At 45.8% G+C, this 18,824-nt stretch carries 19 protein-coding genes and 2 riboswitches; of the genes, 12 read left to right on the forward strand and 7 right to left on the reverse strand.

Annotation, left to right across the window (positions count from 1 at the left end; translation table 11 throughout):
- Positions 1–203: 203 nt before the first annotated feature.
- Genes trxA through QOS03_RS06000 form a run of 3 tightly spaced genes read right to left on the reverse strand, consistent with a single transcriptional unit; the run spans position 204 to position 2,242 of the window.
- Positions 204–521 carry a thioredoxin gene (gene trxA / locus QOS03_RS05990; protein ID WP_272215403.1) on the reverse strand — a complete coding sequence of 106 codons (318 nt, stop codon included), beginning with the start codon at positions 519–521 and terminating at the stop codon, positions 204–206.
- Positions 521–1,309 carry a TerC family protein gene (locus QOS03_RS05995; RefSeq protein ID WP_169461666.1) on the reverse strand — a complete coding sequence of 263 codons (789 nt, stop codon included), beginning with the start codon at positions 1,307–1,309 and terminating at the stop codon, positions 521–523. The genes trxA and QOS03_RS05995 overlap by 1 nt, the downstream gene beginning before the upstream one ends.
- A 30-nt stretch (positions 1,310–1,339) precedes the next feature.
- Positions 1,340–2,242 carry an RluA family pseudouridine synthase gene (locus QOS03_RS06000; RefSeq protein WP_283575712.1) on the reverse strand — a complete coding sequence of 301 codons (903 nt, stop codon included), beginning with the start codon at positions 2,240–2,242 and terminating at the stop codon, positions 1,340–1,342.
- Between the two features lie 112 nt (positions 2,243–2,354).
- Between QOS03_RS06000 and QOS03_RS06005 the strand changes: the two genes are divergently transcribed.
- The 3 genes from QOS03_RS06005 (at position 2,355) to QOS03_RS06015 (ending at position 6,391) form a co-directional block, all read left to right on the forward strand.
- The gene (locus QOS03_RS06005) at positions 2,355–3,275 is read left to right on the forward strand and encodes a magnesium transporter CorA family protein (protein ID WP_169461664.1); all 921 of its coding nucleotides are present in this window, start codon (positions 2,355–2,357) and stop codon (positions 3,273–3,275) included.
- A gap of 71 nt (positions 3,276–3,346) precedes the next feature.
- Positions 3,347–3,444: riboswitch (purine riboswitch) on the forward strand.
- Between the two features lie 62 nt (positions 3,445–3,506).
- A complete protein-coding gene (locus QOS03_RS06010) occupies positions 3,507–4,859 on the forward strand; it encodes a nucleobase:cation symporter-2 family protein (protein WP_283575713.1) in 1,353 nt (450 codons plus the stop codon).
- A gap of 89 nt (positions 4,860–4,948) precedes the next feature.
- A complete protein-coding gene (locus QOS03_RS06015) occupies positions 4,949–6,391 on the forward strand; it encodes a C69 family dipeptidase (RefSeq protein ID WP_283575714.1) in 1,443 nt (480 codons plus the stop codon).
- Between the two features lie 63 nt (positions 6,392–6,454).
- Here QOS03_RS06015 and QOS03_RS06020 read toward each other — a convergent pair whose 3' ends face one another.
- Positions 6,455–7,111, reverse strand: coding sequence for a histidine phosphatase family protein (locus QOS03_RS06020; RefSeq protein WP_283575715.1), 657 nt, complete (start codon positions 7,109–7,111; stop codon positions 6,455–6,457).
- Between the two features lie 130 nt (positions 7,112–7,241).
- On the opposite strand from QOS03_RS06020, the gene QOS03_RS06025 reads away from it, so the two are divergent.
- The 4 genes from QOS03_RS06025 (at position 7,242) to QOS03_RS06040 (ending at position 10,912) form a co-directional block, all read left to right on the forward strand.
- A complete protein-coding gene (locus QOS03_RS06025) occupies positions 7,242–7,502 on the forward strand; it encodes a hypothetical protein (RefSeq protein WP_283575716.1) in 261 nt (86 codons plus the stop codon).
- Positions 7,503–7,632: 130 nt separating this feature from the next.
- Complete coding sequence (locus QOS03_RS06030) at positions 7,633–9,765, forward strand: LTA synthase family protein (protein ID WP_283575717.1); 2,133 nt, start codon at positions 7,633–7,635, stop codon at positions 9,763–9,765.
- Between the two features lie 136 nt (positions 9,766–9,901).
- A complete protein-coding gene (locus QOS03_RS06035; protein ID WP_283575718.1) occupies positions 9,902–10,570 on the forward strand; it encodes an NAD(P)H-dependent oxidoreductase in 669 nt (222 codons plus the stop codon).
- Between the two features lie 15 nt (positions 10,571–10,585).
- Positions 10,586–10,912, forward strand: coding sequence for a heavy metal-binding domain-containing protein (locus tag QOS03_RS06040; protein ID WP_283575719.1), 327 nt, complete (start codon positions 10,586–10,588; stop codon positions 10,910–10,912).
- 44 nt (positions 10,913–10,956) lie between these two features.
- Here QOS03_RS06040 and QOS03_RS06045 read toward each other — a convergent pair whose 3' ends face one another.
- On the reverse strand, positions 10,957–11,964 hold the full coding sequence (locus QOS03_RS06045; RefSeq protein WP_283575720.1) for an NAD(P)/FAD-dependent oxidoreductase: 1,008 nt from the start codon (positions 11,962–11,964) through the stop codon (positions 10,957–10,959).
- Between the two features lie 180 nt (positions 11,965–12,144).
- On the opposite strand from QOS03_RS06045, the gene QOS03_RS06050 reads away from it, so the two are divergent.
- Positions 12,145–13,104, forward strand: a complete 960-nt coding sequence (locus QOS03_RS06050) for a nucleoside hydrolase (RefSeq protein WP_283575721.1) — start codon at positions 12,145–12,147, stop codon at positions 13,102–13,104.
- 64 nt (positions 13,105–13,168) lie between these two features.
- Here the strand turns inward: QOS03_RS06050 and hemH are convergent, their stop codons facing one another.
- Positions 13,169–14,185, reverse strand: coding sequence for a ferrochelatase (gene hemH / locus QOS03_RS06055; protein ID WP_283575722.1), 1,017 nt, complete (start codon positions 14,183–14,185; stop codon positions 13,169–13,171).
- 260 nt (positions 14,186–14,445) lie between these two features.
- Positions 14,446–14,535, forward strand: a riboswitch (TPP riboswitch).
- An 88-nt stretch (positions 14,536–14,623) separates the two neighbouring features.
- Here hemH and QOS03_RS06060 point away from each other — a divergent pair.
- The 4 genes from QOS03_RS06060 to QOS03_RS06075 are packed head-to-tail and all read left to right on the forward strand — an operon-like array spanning position 14,624 to position 17,645.
- The gene (locus QOS03_RS06060; protein WP_169461653.1) at positions 14,624–15,202 is read left to right on the forward strand and encodes an ECF transporter S component; all 579 of its coding nucleotides are present in this window, start codon (positions 14,624–14,626) and stop codon (positions 15,200–15,202) included.
- Entirely contained in the window at positions 15,202–16,587 is a 1,386-nt protein-coding gene (locus QOS03_RS06065) for an ATP-binding cassette domain-containing protein (RefSeq protein ID WP_283575723.1), read from the forward strand. Before QOS03_RS06060 ends, QOS03_RS06065 begins: the two co-directional genes overlap by 1 nt.
- The gene (locus QOS03_RS06070) at positions 16,588–17,241 is read left to right on the forward strand and encodes an energy-coupling factor transporter transmembrane component T family protein (protein WP_006500778.1); all 654 of its coding nucleotides are present in this window, start codon (positions 16,588–16,590) and stop codon (positions 17,239–17,241) included.
- 44 nt (positions 17,242–17,285) lie between these two features.
- Positions 17,286–17,645 carry a DUF4870 domain-containing protein gene (locus QOS03_RS06075; RefSeq protein WP_283575724.1) on the forward strand — a complete coding sequence of 120 codons (360 nt, stop codon included), beginning with the start codon at positions 17,286–17,288 and terminating at the stop codon, positions 17,643–17,645.
- Between the two features lie 92 nt (positions 17,646–17,737).
- Here QOS03_RS06075 and QOS03_RS06080 read toward each other — a convergent pair whose 3' ends face one another.
- Complete coding sequence (locus QOS03_RS06080) at positions 17,738–18,697, reverse strand: alpha/beta hydrolase (protein ID WP_283575726.1); 960 nt, start codon at positions 18,695–18,697, stop codon at positions 17,738–17,740.
- Positions 18,698–18,824 lie beyond the last annotated feature (127 nt).

Genomic DNA, 18,824 nt, shown 5'->3' on the forward strand with positions numbered 1-18,824 from the left:
GCAAGCACAGATCGAGGCACTTGTCATGACGAATAATCTAGCAAAATTTGGAATGTTACAAACTAGCAATTGACGTAATTTATGAATTTTACTAATGTAAGCGATGAAAATGGCGCCATGGCAAACGTTTTCCCAAATCAAGTTTTTAGTAAAAAAAGATCCGACTCGCTTAAACGAATCGGATCTTTTTAATATCGCTAGGCTTATTCAGCTGCTTTACGCGCAAAATAATGTGCCAGTCGATCTTTAGGATAGATGCCAGTTACTTTTTCCTTAGCTTCGCCATTTCGAAAAAGCACTAGGCTGGGAACACTCATCACTTTATAGCGTTCCGCGATTGCTTGTTGATGATCAACGTTAAATTTGACGAATTTGATCTGCCCTGCAAATTCCTTTTCCAGTTCTGCCATGATTGGTGCCATCATTTTACATGGTCCACACCATGGTGCCCAGAAATCGACCACAGTCAGCGGGCCTTGTATCATCTTGTCAAAGTTTTCAGCGGTTGCTTCTTGTGCCATTAATGCTTCTGCTCCTTTTGATCCGTCACCTGCGGCTGCTTTTTACGTCTTACAAAATGCACGATGATCGTGATGATAAAGACAGCCAGCACAAAGATGCCGAACGCACTTGATGGAATTTCAATATCAATTGCCGGAATTGAAAGGAACAGCTTGACTGCAATGACAAAAATCAGAATATAGGCCATTGGCTCCAATTCAGGAACTTTAGTCATCAAGCGCATAATCACTTCGGCAACGCCCCGCATACAAATAATCCCGATCAAACCACCAATTAAAACAATTACTGGATTACTTGAGATTGCCAGCGAGGCCAACACAGAATCGACGGAAAATATAATGTCCATGAACTCAATCTGGGCCACGACCCACCAGAAACGCTTGCGCCCCGTTAAGCCTTTACGGTTGGCTTTCGGGCTGGTCTGCTTACTGCGGCGCTTCGGGTTGCCCCGAAACTTAAAGTGAAAGAAGCGATAAACCAGATACATCAAGTAGGCGGCACCAATGACTTTGATCTCCCAGAAATGAATCAGGTAAACCCCGGCACCAATGATCAGGAAACGGAAAATGTATGATCCCCAGATCCCATAAAAAAGAGATTCCTCTTGTTCCTTAAGTGTCGGCAGCACCCGCGTCTGAGCGGCCAAGACCACAGCGTTGTCCACGGATAACAGACATTCGATCAATACCAATGAAAGGATGATCAGCCAATCCTGACCTGAAGTTATCACAGCTTCCCAGTTGTGCAGGTCGAAGAACGGTCCGTAAAGCTTAGTTAAAAGTGACAATGAACTCCTCCTTATCTATTTGTTGTCTCTTTATTTGTATTTTAACAAAATTCGTTTGAATTCGTCATCTATTGGTGCTTGAATTGTTTGAATTTTTTCGGTAAATGGCAGAATAATCTGTTGTTTGATGCCATGCAGCATCATTCGTGAAGCTATTGTCGTATCATACAGCGGATCGCCAATGATTGGATGGCCGCTGTATGCCAGATGAACACGCAGCTGATGAGTCCGCCCGGTTGCCAGTTTAAGCCTCACCAGCGTTGCATCTTTGCCACGCCAAGCAACCTGATAATAAGTCAGAGCCGGCTGTGCACCATAGCCGTCAACGCATCGCTTGCGCTGGTCCAGCAGATCCCTGCCAATTGGCCAATCAAAACGACCGGCATCGTGTTCCATTTGTCCCTGCACCAATGCAATATATTGACGATGCATTTGTCCCTGGCTGATGCGACGATCCAGAATCGGCACGACAATCGGATTTTTGGCAATCGCCACTGCGCCGCTGGTTGCCTGATCAAGTCGGTGCACCATAAAGGCATCGGCCATCGTGTCCTTTAGATAGCCCGCTGCATCATTCAACAACGTGTCGACTTCCAAAGGTTGATTGGGATGCATTTTCTGTCCGGCCGGCTTATTGACAACCAAGACATCCCGATTCTCAAACAACACATCCAGTTTCGGCATCGGCGTGGGCTGATAATGGGTTTGCGGCGTCCGAAACTCATCACCGTTAAAGGTCAGCTCGATCGTATCGTTTGGCTGAACATGATAATTGACCGGTCGATATTGACCATTTACCAAAACGTTATGACGCGTTCTGAGATAATAGACGAACCGCCTTGGCAAAAGCCACTGTTTTTGCAACAAATCTCGCAATGATTTCGGTGGCTGATTGATCGGTAGCGTTTCTTTAATTTTCCAGCGTTCTTCCATCACGATCCCCTTATTCATGTTTTTTACAATTCTTATGGTTACCTGGCTTGAATTTTACTTCAGTAAATAGTTGAATTATACCTAAAGACCAATTTTTGTGGAGGGTAAAATCATGTTGAGTGCCGAACTAATCAATGAACAAAGCTACTGGATCAGCGTGTTTGAGCCCTTACCCCATGAACGAGAGGATTTGGTCAACAAATACGAGGTTACCAAAGAGCTGTTGGACTATGCCATTGACCCTTATGAAAAAGCCCGGGTTGAGGTTGATCGTGATGCCGGCGTTACCTTGCTGATTTTTGACGTCTACGTCCCTACCCACGAGGTATCGGCACCACAGACTGCACCAATTGGCATCATGCTGACTGCCAATAACGTCTTGACCTTTACCAATGCTCAGACCAATTTTGTCAATGGGATTTTAGCCAAGCAGCTCAAAGCCATGAAAAAACACGGTCCCGTCAACGATCGCTTTGATTTTATTCTGCCAACGCTCTACAAGCTTTCCACCAGCTATTTTGGCCCGATTCGGCGAGCTGATCAGCAGCGCCAGCAGATTCAGCGTAGTCTGCAAAATCATACGGAGCGCAAGGCCATCACTGAATTTATGGAAATCGAAACTGGGCTGGTCTACATTTTGACATCACTAAAAGGCAACGTTTCTTTGCTTGAAGAATTCAAACGCCGCTTCGGCAATCGAATGTCACATCGTCAGCTTAATGACTTGGATGACATTATCATCGAAGCTCAGCAAGGACTCGAGATGGCGCAGATGACCTCAGACGTCTCTGCCCGCGTTTCGGATGCCTACAGCAAGGTCTTGGACAGCAATCTGAACCAAACAATGAAATTTTTAACGATTTATTCAATTGTTTTGGCAATTCCACCGATTGTGTCTGGTTTTTATGGTGAAAACGTCAAGTCACTGCCATTTGCCCAAAGCGACTGGGCCTGGCAGATTACCATTGTAATCACTTTAATCATGATTCTGCTTTCCGTCTGGTTTTTATTCAATCGGCATTGGTGGCACTAAGATTCGTTCGCTATTCAACTATTAGACGACCTTTAATTTGTTAAATTGTTCGGATTGTGTTAAGATAGATCCCGTTAAAACAAAGTCAAGCCTATATATTCTCGCGATACGGGCGAGAGTCTCTACCCTGAACCGTAAATTCAGGACTATAAGCAGCCAAAAAGACGTCATGGTTGCCTACCGTGACGTCTTTTTGCTTATCCAAGATGGGCTGGCATGGGAGGAAGAATTTTGAATAGTGCATCGCAAGGGAAATTGAATGATTTTGGCAAGAAGCTGGTGCTTGGCTTTCAGCATTTGTTAGCCATGTACTCAGGTGACGTATTGGTTCCACTTTTAATCGGGAACTTTTTGCATTTCAATGCTGCTCAGATGACCTATCTGGTTTCAATCGACATCTTCATGTGTGGGATTGCCACATTATTACAGCTGCGCAAAACCCCATTGACTGGGATCGGGCTGCCAGTCGTTTTAGGCTGTGCGGTTCAATCCGTTGCTCCTTTGGAATCAATCGGCGGCAAGCTGGGGATCGCCTACATGTATGGTGCCATCATCTGTGCTGGGATCTTTGTTTTTCTGATTGCCGGCTTGTTTGCCAAAATGAAAAAACTATTCCCACCAGTCGTAACTGGTTCTTTGATCACCATCATTGGTTTTACGCTGGTTCCAGTTGGTTTTCAAAATCTTGGTGGTGGCTCAGCAACGGCAAAAGCTTTTGGCGCCCCAGCTAACCTGGCAATTGGCTTTTTAACGATTGTTATCATTTTAGCAATCAATGCTTTTGCCAAAGGCTTTATCAAATCGATCGCCATTTTGCTTGGTATCTTGATTGCATCCTTTATCGCCGGTGCATTTGGCATGGTTTCGTTAACACCAGTTGCTCAAGCATCATGGTTCCACCTGCCACAGATTTTTTACTTTGGCGTACCAAAATACAACGGTAGTGCGATCATTACTATGATGCTGGTTTCTTTGACAACAATGATTGAATCAACTGGCGTCTACTTTGCCTTAAGTGATGTTACCGGCCAAAAGATTACCGAAGATGATATGAAGCGTGGCTACCGTGCCGAAGGGATCGCAGCCATTTTAGGCGGGATCTTTAATACCTTCCCATATTCAACGTTTTCGCAAAATGTCGGCGTACTGCGTATGTCGGGTGTTAAGACTCGCAAACCGGTTTATTATGCTGCCTTTCTGCTTTTGACACTGGGGCTTTTGCCTAAGGCTGGCGCACTGGCAACGATAATTCCAACCCCGGTTTTGGGTGGCGCCATGATCGTGATGTTCGGCATGGTCGGCGTACAGGGAATTCAAATCTTACAAAAAGCTGACCTTAACAAAAACAGCAATTTGCTGGTTGCTTCGATGTCAATCGGGCTAGGCTTAGGCGTAACGGTCTATCCACAAATCTTCCAGCACCTGGGAACCGAAGCTCAGATTATTCTTGGCAATGGGGTAGTTGTTGGCAGCTTGGCAGCTGTAATCTTAAACTTGATCTTCAACTGGCAAGACTTCAAACAAACAGACTCTGATCAAATCAAGTCCAACCCTAAAGTGGCACCAGCCGTTAGTGAAGAATAAATTTAAATTTAGCATCAGCGACTTCTGCGTTGATGCTTTTTTAGTTGTAGAATAAGGCCAGATCTATTTTGAAAGGAGTTTTGTTTCACATGGAACATTTTGGTTCATCTCATTCATCTTGTACGGCGATGCTGGTTGGTAAAAACGCTACGATTGACGGTTCAACTATTATCGCGCGTGATGAGGACGGCGAAAGCGCCATTAATCAAAAAACTTTCAAAGTCTTTCCGGCTCGCGACTATGATGAAGAATTCGTTTCTGAATACTCAGGTGTTAAGATTCCGCTTCACGGTCACGGTTTTCGCTTTACTGCTACACCCAATGCTAAAGACAATGAAATCAAAGGACGCTGGGACGAGCAGGGAATCAACGAATATAACGTAGCGATGAGCTCCACTGAAACGGAAGGTACCAATGCACGCTGTCTTGGTCATGATCCACTGGTTAAAAATGGTATTGACGAAGACTCAATGCTCTACTTGGTTCTGCCGTTTGTCAAAACGGCTCGTGAAGGTGTGGCCCGTCTTGGTAAGCTGATTGAGCAGTATGGAACCGGCGAATGCAACGGAATTGCATTTGCCGATCAAGACGAGGTTTGGTACTTTGAAACCGGTGCTGGTCATCAATGGGCTGCGCAGCGAATTCCTGATGACTGCTATGCCATCTGCCCCAATATCATGGTAATCCAAGAAATCGATTTTAACGATCCCGACAACTTCATGTTTGCCCCAACATTAAAGTCGTTTGTTGAAAAGAACCATCTTAATCCTGACCCTGCTACCTTCAACTATCGCAACATCTTTGGTACGCAAAGTGAGGCTGACAGCTACTACAATACGCCACGGACCTGGTATGGACAAAAGCTGTTCAATCCATCCATCGAACAGGACCCAATCAGTCAGAACATGCCATTCTTGCGACGGCCAGAAAAGAAGATTGCCATCGAAGACGTTGAGACCTTTCTTTCTTCTCATTACAATGGCACGCCATATGATCCAATGGGAACCTTTGCCTCGGGAACCAAGGAAGATCAGCGTAAGTTCCGCTCAATCTCACTTGACCGCAATCAGAGCTCTTGTATTCTGCAGATTCGCAATCACGTGCCAAAAGAATTTGCCGCTATTCAATGGATTAATTTCGGATTCTATTGCTACAGTCCGTACGTACCGTTTTATACCAACATTTCCGATACCCCAGCCAACTATCAAAAAGCCGGTGCCGAAGTTGATCCCAACAGCGCCTACTGGATGTACAAAACACTGTCCGTTATCATCGAGCCACGCTATCACAAGTTTATCAATGAGGTCAATGAATATCGTGATGGCTGTCAAAGCTTTGGTCTGCGGCGAATTGACCAAATCGACCAACAAGCAGCAGATCTTGAGGAAGGTGAACTGAACAACTTCCTTACCAAAGCCAATCTGCAGACGGCCGCTGAGGTTACTAAACGGACCCACGCGCTGCTCAGCAGTCTGATCAAACAATCGCTGCTTGACTCCAAGTATCAGTTTGAGCTTGGCGATAATCTTTAAATCAAAAATCGCGTGCCGTCAGCATTAAGTCTGATTACACGCGATTTTTTATCCTGTATCAAGTTATTTGCGGTTGTAGTATTCAACTTTAACGTCATCGTCAGTCAAGATCAGCTTGGTCAGGCTGCCATTTTCCGGCCGCACTGTCAAATCATACTTACCCTTGCCAAAGCGCTCCATCAGACTCAGCAGCGTGTTGCCATGACTGACCCACAAAATGTTGGCATTATCGAGAACGTCGGCCTTGCGGATCAAGTCCAATCCCTGATTGACTCGCTGCCAATATTCTTGATTGTTTTCTGCGTGATGGAATGGGTCGGCATCTTTAAGCCAGTCTTTAGCTTGTCCGATACTGTATTTTTCAACAATTGCCTTAAAGGTTGACAAGCCATGTGGTGCACCTGCCAGATACCAGGCCTCATCCATATTGGCCCCTTCAAAATAACCATAGAACTCTTCTCTAAAGTATGGTGCGGTCGTTGGCTGTTTGACCGAGTCGGCTTGATTCATGTCCAGGATCGTTTGAATCGTCACCTCAGCTCGCGTGGTGTCACTGCAAAATGCGGCATCAAAATGAATATCAGCCAGTTTTTTGCCAGCATTGCGCGCATCCTGCATTCCCTTTTGCGTCAATGGCGAATTGCTCCAGCCCTGCAGCTTGTTATAGATGTTGTAGTACGTCTGACCATGCCGTACCAGATAGATATTCAACTTTTTCAATCTCGGTACCCCCCTTTGATTCTAAAGCGGTTGTAACGCTTTCTTGAACTTAAGGATAACATAAGGTGCCCATCATAGATTCTTCAAATATTTCCCGTAACATTAAAAGCATCGAAAGAAGGGATGTTGCATGAAACTACGTAATCCGCATTCTGAACAAGATGTCGTCGCCGCCCAGATCGTTGGGATGAATGGCAAGACGATTACCGTCAAAACCGAAACCGGCCAGATTCTGCACCTGCCATTAACGCCCAAGCATCAGCATGACCAAATCTTTTTGGCATCTTTAAAAGATATCTGGCATGCTCAGATCTGGATTCCAGTCAATCGGCAGCTCAAAAGGCTGTTTCATTACGACTGGCTGCTTGACCCGGAACCGGTAAAAGCATAAATCTGATTAAGTTTCCTCAATGTTTTGTTCCAATGCGCTTGTTTAGATCAAAACTGTGCTAGAATGATTGACGTTAAGCTCTTTTATATGAGTACGTTAAGAACTAATAACTGCGAGGATATTTTTCGACATGAAACGATTAAGCAAACTCGTGAACACCAGGATCGGCTTTTTTTCGCTCTTGGTGTTCCTTTTTTGGATTAAAACCTTAATTGCCTACTTTACCGATTTTAAGTTAGGCGCACAGGGTCTGGTTCAATATTTAATCGTCTTGATCAATCCGCTGGGAACCACCCTATTGCTGTTTGGTCTGGCATTTTATTTTAAGCGATCGCGCTTTTTCTATCCCGTCTTAATGGGTATCGATATCGCCAACACGCTACTTTTATATCTAAACGTTATTTACTATCGTGAGTTTACGGACTTTATGACGATTGCCACCATGACTGGCTACTCCAAGGTCAATCAGGGCCTGAGCGGCAGTTCTTTGGCTTTGACCAACGTTCATGACGTTTTTTATTGGCTTGATATCGTTGTAATTTTGCTTTTGATGCTCTTTAGAAAGATCAAGTTTGATCCCCGTGCCTTTTCGCATCGGCTGGCTTTTGCCTTCACCTCAGTTTCACTGGTTATTTTCGGTATAAACCTAATGATTGCGGAAATGGATCGTCCCCAGCTTTTGGGACGAACATTCGACCGCGTCTACATCGTTAAGTACTTAGGGCTGGATGCGTTTACGGGCTATGACCTGGTTAAATCTGAGCACGTCAGTCAAATGCGCAAGAGTGCTACCAAATCACAGCTTAAGACCGTTGAGAAGTTTACTAAAGAGCATTATGCCGCGCCGAACAAAAAGCTGTTTGGGATTGCCAAGGGCCGCAACGTAATCGTTATTCACCTGGAGAGCTTCCAACAGTTCCTGATTGACAAAAAGATCAATGGTCAAGAAGTTACCCCATTTTTAAATTCACTGTATCATGGACAAGACACCTATGCCTTCTCCAACTTCTTTAATCAGGTTGGTCAAGGCAAAACCTCAGACGCGGAAAACATGTTGGAAACCAGTACGTATGGACTCTCACAGGGCTCATTATTTGCCACGTTAGGCAACGATAATACCTTCCAAGGTGCGCCAGCTATCCTTAACCAACGGGCTGGCTATACCTCAGCAGTTTTCCATGGCAACGTTGCCAGCTTCTGGAACCGCAACAACGTCTACAAAAACCTTGGCTATCAATACTTCTTTGATGCCAGTTATTTCGACACGTCCGGCGACAAGGCAACTGGGTATGGCTTAAAAGATAAGCTGCTGTTTGCGGACTCGATCAAGTATCTGCAGCACTTGCAGCAGCCGTTCTATGTCAAATACTTAACGGTCACCAACCACTTCCCATTTGATCTTGATGATGAGGATAAAGACTCCAATTTCACGACGACGAATACTGGATCATCAACGGTTGACAACTACTTTGTTACCGCGCACTATCTTGATCAGTCGCTGCAGGAATTCTTTAACTATCTTGACAAGACCGGCCTAGCCAAAAAGTCAATCATCATGATTTATGGTGACCATTATGGGATCTCTAATTCAGAAAACAAGAATCTGGCCAGTGTCTTAGGCAAAAATGCTGATGACTGGACTGACTTTGACAACGTTCAGATGCAGCGAGTGCCATTGATGTTTGTCATCCCTGATTCTGGTGGTCACGGTGGCATCTACAGTACCTATGGCGGCGAAATCGACGTGCTGCCAACGCTGCTGCATCTGCTGGGGATCAGCACTAAGCGCTATATCCAGTTTGGGACCGACCTGTTCAGCTCACAGCACGATCAAGTAGTTGCCTTGCGCAACCAAGACTTCGTGACGCCAAAGTACACCAGCATCAGCGGCAAGATCTATCTTAATTCGACTGGTAAGCTGGCTAAGCTGACCAAGCAGGAGAAAAAACAGCTGCGAGCCGATCAAAAGAAGGTCTCTGAGGAACTGGCCCTGTCTGATTCGCTTAACGAGAAGAATCTGTTGCGCTTCTACCATCCAAAAGGCTTTAAGGCCGTCAATCCAAAAGACTACAATTATGCCAATGGATTAAAGAAGGAAAAGCAGATCGAAAAGTCCAAGGGCATTCAATCAACCAGTATCTTCTCCAAAAACAACAATAAGACCACGACCGACAGCTACAGTACCGATGCACCAGAACAAGGACATTCGGCTACCAGCTCGAATCGGATTAAGATCACCAATCCTGATGGTGGCGGCAACTAATATTTTTATTTAAGCCCCCTCGCTTCCTCTTTCGGTTGACGAGGGGGTTTTTAACAGATCTTGTTTTGATCGATTACCGTTTATTTTCGGCAGTGTTAGAATTAAGGCAAATTATAAGAAAGGTGTGTGTATTTAAATGCGTGAACATGAAGAAATTCAGGAAAAACTGATTGAAGTTGCCAACCGCCGCTATGCTACCAAGAAGTTTGATCCCGATCGCAAAATCGACGATGATGACTGGCGCACGATTCTGGAAGTGGGCCGCCTTTTGCCCAGTTCGTTTGGCTATGAACCGTGGCAGTTCGTTGAGCTTGATAATCCGCAGATGCGTCAAGATCTTAAGCCTATCGCTTGGGGAGCCGTCAACAGCATCAATGGCGCCGACAAGCTGCTTTTGATCTTTGCCAGAAAAGACGTTACCTACGACAGCGACTACGTAAAATACATGGTCCAAGACGTCAAGCGCCACGAATTCGATCCCAATTCCAAATCATCACAGGCCTTTAAGCATTTTCAAGAAACCGACATGGACATTAATGATGAACGCACCCGTTTTGACTGGGCAGCCAAACAGTGCTACATTGCCATGGCTAACATGATGACTGCCGCGGCCGCGCTAAAGATTGATTCATGTCCAATCGAGGGCTTTAATCGCGAAAAAGTCGAAGCCTATCTAGCTGAAAAAGGCATTTTAGACCGCCAGCACTGGGGAGTGTCCGTTATGGTAAGTTTCGGCTATCGTGATGAGCCGATTAAGCCTAAATCACGGCAGGCTATTTCTGACATCTACCGAACGATCAAATAGACAAGGGGTAAGAATATGACGAAAGAAATACTGGTTGCGACGACTGAAAAGATCCCAGGTCACAACTATGAGGTCTTAGGCGAAGTCTTTGGCGTCACCACTCAATCCAAAAATGTCTTCTCTAACATTGGCGCGGGTCTTAAAAACGTGGTTGGCGGCGAGATCAAAGCCTATACCAAAATGCTGCACGAATCACGCGAGGTAGCGATTGCCAGACTGCGCGAGGATGCTGAGGCCAAAGGTGCTGATGCCGTAGTCATGATGCGTTTTGACTCTGGCTCAATCGGAACCGACATGCAGTCTGTCGTTGCTTATGGCACGGCCGTAAAATTTACTGATTAATAAAAAGATCCGGACTGTAAAAATTCAGCCTGGATCTTTTGTTTTTAGTCATTTTGCGATTTGATGTGCATTGATGAGCTGTGCGTAGCCATTCGTTTTTTAGGGTAAAGCTCTTTAGCTAAAGCCGTAATCGCAATCGGCGCCTCGCCAAAGCCAACTGCAATCAGCGCCGCTTTCCCAGGATAGGTAACGCCATCGCCAATTGCATAGACGCCAGGGACGCTGGTTTCCATTCTTGAATCAACCTTAATCAAGCCACGCTCACTGTCCAATGGCAGTTCCCACTCATTCAGCGCGGCGTTGTTGGAGGTAAAGCCATAGTTAACCAAAATTTTGTCTACTTCCAGATGTTTTTCTTCATCCGACCGCATTTTTTTAAGGGTCAGCTCAACCGAGTCATCCGCATTCAGCCGCAGATCTTTAGGCAGATATGGCGTCTGTACCTGAACCGTCGAGTTTTTTAACTGCGTAACGGTATGCTCCAGCGCCCGAAAACTGTCACGGCGATGAATCAAGTGGACTTCTTTGGCAACCGGCTCCAACATCAATGCCATGTCAATTGCCGAGTCTCCGCCTCCCAGCACAGCAACGCGTTGATCGGTGAAATCAGTCTGATTATTGACAAAATAACGTACCTGCTGACCTTCCAGCTCTGCTGCACCATCCAATGCCAGTCTGCGTGGTGAAAAGGCGCCGTTGCCCAATGCAATCACTACGGCTTTGGAATAAGACGTTCGCTGTGCTGATTCGATCTTGAAGGTCCCGTCAGCCAGCTTAACGACATTGGTAACCTGCTCGCCTAAAAACTGGTCAATTGGCGCAATGGCCATCTGTTTTTCTAGCTTGGCAATCAGTTCTCGTCCCTGCACGCCAGCTTCACCAGCCACGTCCCAGATCTGCTTTTCTGGGTAGAGCGCAGCAACCTGGCCGCCAAGCTGAGGCAGGCTTTCAATCAGTTGCGCTTTTAATTCATGCAGACCAGCATAAAAAGCAGCAAACATTCCGGCAGGGCCGCCACCAACAATCGTTACGTCATATGTCTGTTCCATCATCATTTACCTCGTTTAAAAAAATCTTTTCTACGACAAAAGCCATTGTACCACGGCTTAGCGCCTTAATTTTAATAAAACGGTTTAATTGTTGTTAAAACAATGTTTGAGTTTTAATCGGTTTTTGGTTATTATGTAATTGTAAACGTTATCTAACAATATTCATTCGGAGGAAATCAATCAATGGCTAAAAAGAAACTGATTTTAGACCTGGACACAGGTGTTGACGACGCTTTGGCGCTGGCTTACGCAGTTGCTGATCCAGAAGTTGATCTGATCGGGATCGTGGCTTCCTACGGTAACAACCTGCTGGACGTCTGTGCTGAAAACAGTCTGAAGCTTTTGGAGCTGCTGGGTCAAACCGATGTGCCAGTCTACAAGGGTCTGCCACACTCCAGCACGACCGACAGCTTTGAAGTTATGCAGGTTTCTAAAGACATTCACGGTAACAACGGAATCGGCGATGTTGAACTGCCAACTCCTAAGCGTGCCGTTGAAGCCGAATCCGGTGTCGACTTCTACATCGAAGCAGCCCACAAGTACGGTAAGGATTTGATCATCATCCCTACTGGCCCAATGACCAACCTGGCCGCTGCCCTGGAAAAGGATCCTGAAATTGCTCACCTGATCGGCAATGTTACGTTCATGGGTGGTGCATTGACGGTTGAAGGTAACGTTACCGACGTTGCTGAAGCCAACATCAACCAAGACGCCAAGGCTGCCAACACGGTGCTGCAAAGCGACCTGCCATTAACGATGGTTGGTTTGGACGTTACGCTGCGCACGCTTTTGACTAAGAAGGAAACGCAGCAATGGCGTGATCTGGGTACCAAAGCCGGCAAGGCCTACGCTGACATTACCGACTTCTACATTGATGCCTACTACAACCTGGGCATCGATAAGAACGGCTGTGCCTTGCACGATCCACTGGCAGTCGGCGTTTCCATCGATCCAACCTTCGTTCAAACGATCAGCCTGTTTATGAAGGTCAACTACGATGAACACAACTACGGCCGGACGATTGGTGACAATTCACGTTTGAACGATCCTAATCCAAACGTTAAGGTTGCTGTCAATGTTGACAAGGAACGTTACTTGAAAGTATTCATGGAACGTCTGAATGGCATCTTAAAAGAACACTAATTACTAAATAAAAAACCTCATCGGCGCTTGTCGATGAGGTTTTATTGATTCCAGGCGTCTTGATCTATTCTGTCTGCAGATAGGCTGATGGCAGATCCATAGCCGTGTTCTGAGCCGGCATTACCGCGTTTAAAAGCGTTAATTGCGCCAGTGCCTCAATCCATTCTGGATCATCATTTAAAGCCGGTAGGAGCTGATACTCGCGACCTCCCGCTGTTAAAAAGGCATCGCGGTTCTCTTCACCCAATTCTTGAATCGTCTCCAGGCAATCTGAGACAAAACTTGGTGCTACTACCAAAACCTTTTGATATCCTTGTTTAGGCAATTCTGTTAAAAGATCCTTGGTGGCCGGTTTCAGCCATTCTGCTGGTCCAAAGCGCGATTCATAGGACTGAAAGTATGGAATCGACAGGCCCAATCGCTCAATTACCGCCATCGTCGTCTGGCGGCAGCGTTGTGCATACGGGTCACCGGCCTTTTGGTAGCTGAGTGGAATCCCATGATATGAAAAGACGATTGCATCCGGGTTCACTTTAAGGATGGCTTTTTGCAGTTTATTCGATAATGCTTTGATATACGGCCAAAAGCTGCTGTAGTCGCTGACAAATCTAATTTCCGGAACCGTTTTTCGATCCTTGTAGAAACGCGCAACATCATCTTGGACCGAAGCCGTGGTCGTTGTTGAATATTGTGGATACAACGGAATAATCGTCAAATCAGTGATACCTTGAAACTCAAACTCCTTTAAAACGGCACCAATCAATGGCTGACTATAGCTCATGGCATAGCAGACCGTATATTCTGGCAGACGCTTAGCCAGTAATTGAGCCTGACGCTGCGTGTAATGCAAAAGCGGTGATCCAATTCCTGATGACCACAGTCTTTCATAATTGGCTGCTGATTTAGGCGCATACTTGGGCAGCACCATTAGATTTAAAATCGGCTGCCAAAGCAGTGGCAACATATGAATCACCCGACGATCACTCAAAAAGCGGCGTAAAAACTTGGTAACGGCTGGTACGCTTGGATCACTGGGCGTACCAAGATTGATCAGCAGAATACCTTTTTGATTTTTACTCATAATCCTCCCTCTTATTAATCTTCACAACTCAATAACGTCATTCTACCACGACATCTGGTGGTCAAATTATGTCTCAGATGCGATATATTGTGTCTAAGCTAATCAAATGATTATCACCCTGTGGATACTGATTTTAAGGAAACTTGATTAAAATCAATTCAACCGATCAAAAGTAACGCATTAAGTTCGAATTAAACAACGATAAAATTTGCGACGACTTGCACAATACCAAGTTATTTTGTAAGATGAGAACGATCAATCATTCATGTCTGGGGTGCCATACGGCTGAGATAATACCCATTGAACCTGCTCTGGTTAATGCCAGCGAAGGGAGATACGGTAAATAATCTGTTGTAATCAGCCCCACTGTGGATTTTTCCATGGTGGGTTTTCTTTTGGACAGGTGATTGAAATTTTCAATCATTAGGAGGGTCATTTATGGCCAAAAAAAATAATAAGTTTCATCTGCGCGACATCATTTTGCTGGCACTGGTCGGTATCATCTTTGGGGTGATCTACTGGGCAGCCGCCTTTATGTACAACGCACTGACCATTGTCTTTACGCCGCTCAAGCTGCCAATGATGGGTAACGATCTAACCATGGGGCTTTGGTGCATGGCCGGTCCGATGGCGGGATTTATGCTGAAAAAACCTGGTGCACCTTTCCTTGGCGAGTTTTTAGGTGCCGCTGGTGAAGCCCTGATTGGCGATCAATGGGGAGCTGCCAACCTGATTTCTGGCGCCGTCCAAGGAATTGCCAGCGAACTGGGCTTTACGTTGACCGGATACAAGCACTATGACTGGCTGGGAGCAGTTGCAACGACCATTACCACGACAATCGTTACGTTTGCCTGGGACTGGTTCCGCAATGGCTACAACAAGTTTGGCTTCAAAAATGTCTACTACTTTAGTGGCCGGCTGCTTTCAATGTTCTTCTTCTGCGGCGTTTTGGTAATGCTGATCGAACGGTTGCTGGAACGCTCGCACGTCATGAAACGCGAGGAATTTAACGACTGATGACTCACTTGGCAATCGACAATCTGACTTTTGCATATACGCCAAAGCACACGACGTTAAAAGACGTTACGCTGACAATCCCGGTTAATTCCTGGACGCTTTTTTACGGGGCTTCTGGCAGTGGTAAATCTACTTTGATGCGCCTGTTGGCTGGACTTTTGCCCAAATACGGAGGCAAGATCCTGCAAGGAAAACTTCAGCTGCCTGATGGCTTAACGGCTGCCATGATGTTTCAGGATCCTGGGATGCAGTTCGCGCTTGATACGCCACAGCATGAATTAGAATTTGCCTTGGAAAATCTCCAGCTGCCATCCAGCGAAATGCCCGCCCGCATTGAGCATGCCCTAAAATTCTGCGGCATTGAGTACCTACGCGATCGCCAATTAACCACGATGTCAGGCGGTGAGCAGCAGCGGGCCGCTTTAGCCGTTTTAGTCGCGATGGATACTGATATTCTGCTGTTGGACGAACCATTTGCCAGCATCGACAACCATAATCGGAGCTTGTTGATCCACCAGCTGACCTTACTGCAGGAAAAGTATCACAAAACGATTATCGTTGCTGATCACGATCTGCATGGCTATCGCGGCTTGGCTAAACAGATCATTCATTTTGAAAATCAGCATGCGCAGTTGCTTGACGCTGCTGCCAGTGATGCGCTGCTTAAATCAGCCGATCAGCTGGCCGCCACAGTCCACCATGTCAAACTGCCGACTGCCAGCGACCAGCCGATTCTAACCCTCAAAAACGTGGTGATTGAGCATGGCAATGAAAAGCTGATCACTGCAAACGACTTCTCCTTTTTTAAAAATCGAACAACGCTGCTGACTGGTGCGACCGGAACTGGAAAATCTTCATTATTTAAGGCCATTACTCACCTGGCGTCCTATCAGGGAATAATCTCCTATGATGGTAAGGACAGTCAAAAAAACAAGCCGCACCGCTATGCTCAACAGGTCGGCTATGTTTTCCAGCATGCCGTCGACCAGTTTCTTAGCGTGACGGTTAAAGAAGAATTGGCGCTGAGTCTAAAAAAAGGCCAAAATCCTTATTTTGATGACGAACACCTGACCGCGGCACTTAGGTTGCTTGGCTTGAGCAAATTGCAGGATCGCGTGGTCTACTCGCTTTCTGGCGGTCAGCAAAAAAAGCTGCAGCTGCTTTTAATGCTGATGATGGGACAGCCAGTTCTGCTGTTGGATGAGCCTTTTAGCGGCCTTGATCTTCATTCGCTGCACAATGTCGTTGATCTGATCAAGACCAGCCAAAAAGTCTACCCGCAAACAATGATCATTATCAGCCATCAGCTGGAGGGCCTGGAAAAGCTGATTGATCGGCACGTAAAACTGGCAGACTGTCAGCTCAGCTATCGGGAGGAATTTTAAATGAATCCAAGTTTTAAACTGTTGTTGGTGCTGATCATTGCCTTAGAAGTCTCGTTTACGCGCCATTTAACGATCAATCTGGTCTTAGTTGCCGTTGCCATAATCTATCTTTTGACTAAGCGCATTCGGCCCCGCTTGTTTGGCTGGCTGTTTTTAATGCCGTTATTTCCAGCAGTCGCAGTATTTATCACGATTGCCTGGTTCAGTCCCGGCCATGACTATTTTTATGCCTGGGTGCTGTTTTCACGAATCTATGTCTACGTTTTTACCGGCGCGGCTATTACGCAGACCACCAGTCCACTGGAGCTCACCCGCTCTTTGGAACAAAATCTGCATCTGCCCAGCAAGTTTGCTTATGGAACGCTGGCAGCCGTCAATCTGATTCCACGGATTAAAATGGCGGTTAAAACGATTCGCGCGGCTGGTCAAATGCGGGGCATCAATCTGTCTTGGTGGTCACCAACGCTTTATTTCAAGGCAATCCTGCATGCCATCACCTGGTCGGACCAACTGGCGCAGGCTATGGAATCACACGGCTACGTTGAGGATCGCGCGCGGACCAGCGTTCATCAGATTACATTAACGGCTCGCGATTGGTCAATATTGATAATAAGTATTATTTTAATACAGATTATCACATTTGCCCTACCATAGCAGATTCGATATAATTAAAGAAAATATTTGGAGGATTCCAATTCATGGATAACAAATTCGGTCAGCGAATCGTTAGCGCGCTAGCCTACTTCAGCATTTTCTTTTTACCGGTCATCTTCCCATTGATCGTCTGGATTATCGCAAAATACCAAGGCTTCAACGAGGTGCGTAAAAGCGCTGTTAAGGCCTTCTGGAGCCAGATTTTCCCCTTGCTGTACATGATTGCGATTTTTGTAATCATTGGAGCAGCCAACATGCAGAATCTGGCTCATTTAGGCGGCTTGTTCAGCATTCTGGCAGCTTTTGCACTGCTGCTGGCTCTAGTACTTTTAATCTACAACATTGCCATGGGAGTTGCCGTGATGTTGGGCCGTAAGCCACAAGATAACGATCACGAGTTTTAGTTACGATTAATCCTTGTCTCTTTACGAGGCAGGGATTTTTTATGAACAGTCAAAAAACCCCAATGATCTCTGCACCGATCATTGGGGTTTTCCTATTTTACGTATTGATCCAAAAATTTCTGGACGTGTTTTTGGTAGGATTTGGGATGCGTGGCAAACGACTTAGCATGGGCTGCGCCTTTAACGACCCAAAGCTGCTTAGGACCACGAGTTGCTTGATAGTTTTGATATACCATCCGCGTTGGCACGAAATCATCATCAGCTCCATGAATAAACAGCATTGGGCGATGATTTTGCTTCAGCATTGCCGTTGAGCTGGCATCATGTAGATAAAAGCCATTGGCAACACGATTAATAATGCTCAATGACCCTTCCAAAGGCTTGCGTACCAGCCACGGCAAGTGATAAAAATTCTGAGCCTCATAGTCAATCTCGGCGGCCAAGCTGGAATAGCCGCAGTCTTCTACAAAGGCTTTGACTTGATGAGGCAGCTTGATGCCACTGGTCATCATGGTTGTCGCCCCACCCATGCTGACGCCAAACATTACGATTTGACTGTCTTGACCATTGTATTTGATCAGCTTATTGATCCATTTACGCTCATCATAGCGTTCTGGCCAGCCATAGCCGATGTATTTACCTTGGCTTTGTCCCTGGGCTCTGGCATCAGGAACCAGGACATTATAGCCTAGTTGATGAAAAAGCGCGGCATAGGCCCCCATTTGATCTTTGTTACCCATAAAGCCATGTGCAATCAAAACGCTCTTGTTGGTCTTTTTTTCAGCTGGTACATACCAGGCATCCAAACGATAATTACCGGTTGCCGACTTAATCGTCCAACGTGTCTTATGTACGTCTTGAAACCATTTTTTCTGCTTGTATAATGGATCGCTTTTAACGATTTTGGTATTGCTGCTAATGAAGTCCTTGTGCCCTGGTACCATTGCTACATGAAAGAAATAGCCCCCAGCAGCAAAAATCACAATCAAAAGCGTAACTGCCAGGCCAATCAGCCAGCGCAGCCAATGATGCTTCTTGGGTTGTTTTTGCAAAATAAAATCCCTCTTTTACTCAAAATCACAATGACTAACAGTTTAGCAGATTTTATTTTGATTGTCGAAATTTTTTTACACTCTCCGTTACTCAATCAATGATAAAATAATCATAAGAAATTAACCT

The organism is Limosilactobacillus pulli (genome assembly GCF_947381555.1).
Taxonomy (GTDB): Bacteria; Bacillota; Bacilli; order Lactobacillales; family Lactobacillaceae; genus Limosilactobacillus; species Limosilactobacillus pulli.

What these genes read in the sequence shown, in the direction of transcription:
- QOS03_RS06015 (WP_283575714.1), top strand. Translation starts at nt 4,949, where the DNA reads ATGGAACATTTTGGTTCATCTCATTCATCTTGTACGGCGATGCTGGTT.
- hemH (WP_283575722.1), bottom strand. Translation starts at nt 14,185, where the DNA reads ATGAGTAAAAATCAAAAAGGTATTCTGCTGATCAATCTTGGTACGCCC.
- QOS03_RS06065 (WP_283575723.1), top strand. Translation starts at nt 15,202, where the DNA reads ATGACTCACTTGGCAATCGACAATCTGACTTTTGCATATACGCCAAAG.
- QOS03_RS06025 (WP_283575716.1), top strand. Translation starts at nt 7,242, where the DNA reads ATGAAACTACGTAATCCGCATTCTGAACAAGATGTCGTCGCCGCCCAG.
- QOS03_RS06035 (WP_283575718.1), top strand. Translation starts at nt 9,902, where the DNA reads ATGCGTGAACATGAAGAAATTCAGGAAAAACTGATTGAAGTTGCCAAC.
- QOS03_RS06040 (WP_283575719.1), top strand. Translation starts at nt 10,586, where the DNA reads ATGACGAAAGAAATACTGGTTGCGACGACTGAAAAGATCCCAGGTCAC.
- QOS03_RS06050 (WP_283575721.1), top strand. Translation starts at nt 12,145, where the DNA reads ATGGCTAAAAAGAAACTGATTTTAGACCTGGACACAGGTGTTGACGAC.
- QOS03_RS06045 (WP_283575720.1), bottom strand. Translation starts at nt 11,964, where the DNA reads ATGATGGAACAGACATATGACGTAACGATTGTTGGTGGCGGCCCTGCC.
- QOS03_RS06060 (WP_169461653.1), top strand. Translation starts at nt 14,624, where the DNA reads ATGGCCAAAAAAAATAATAAGTTTCATCTGCGCGACATCATTTTGCTG.
- QOS03_RS06075 (WP_283575724.1), top strand. Translation starts at nt 17,286, where the DNA reads ATGGATAACAAATTCGGTCAGCGAATCGTTAGCGCGCTAGCCTACTTC.
- QOS03_RS06030 (WP_283575717.1), top strand. Translation starts at nt 7,633, where the DNA reads ATGAAACGATTAAGCAAACTCGTGAACACCAGGATCGGCTTTTTTTCG.
- QOS03_RS06000 (WP_283575712.1), bottom strand. Translation starts at nt 2,242, where the DNA reads ATGGAAGAACGCTGGAAAATTAAAGAAACGCTACCGATCAATCAGCCA.
- QOS03_RS06005 (WP_169461664.1), top strand. Translation starts at nt 2,355, where the DNA reads ATGTTGAGTGCCGAACTAATCAATGAACAAAGCTACTGGATCAGCGTG.
- trxA (WP_272215403.1), bottom strand. Translation starts at nt 521, where the DNA reads ATGGCACAAGAAGCAACCGCTGAAAACTTTGACAAGATGATACAAGGC.
- QOS03_RS06070 (WP_006500778.1), top strand. Translation starts at nt 16,588, where the DNA reads ATGAATCCAAGTTTTAAACTGTTGTTGGTGCTGATCATTGCCTTAGAA.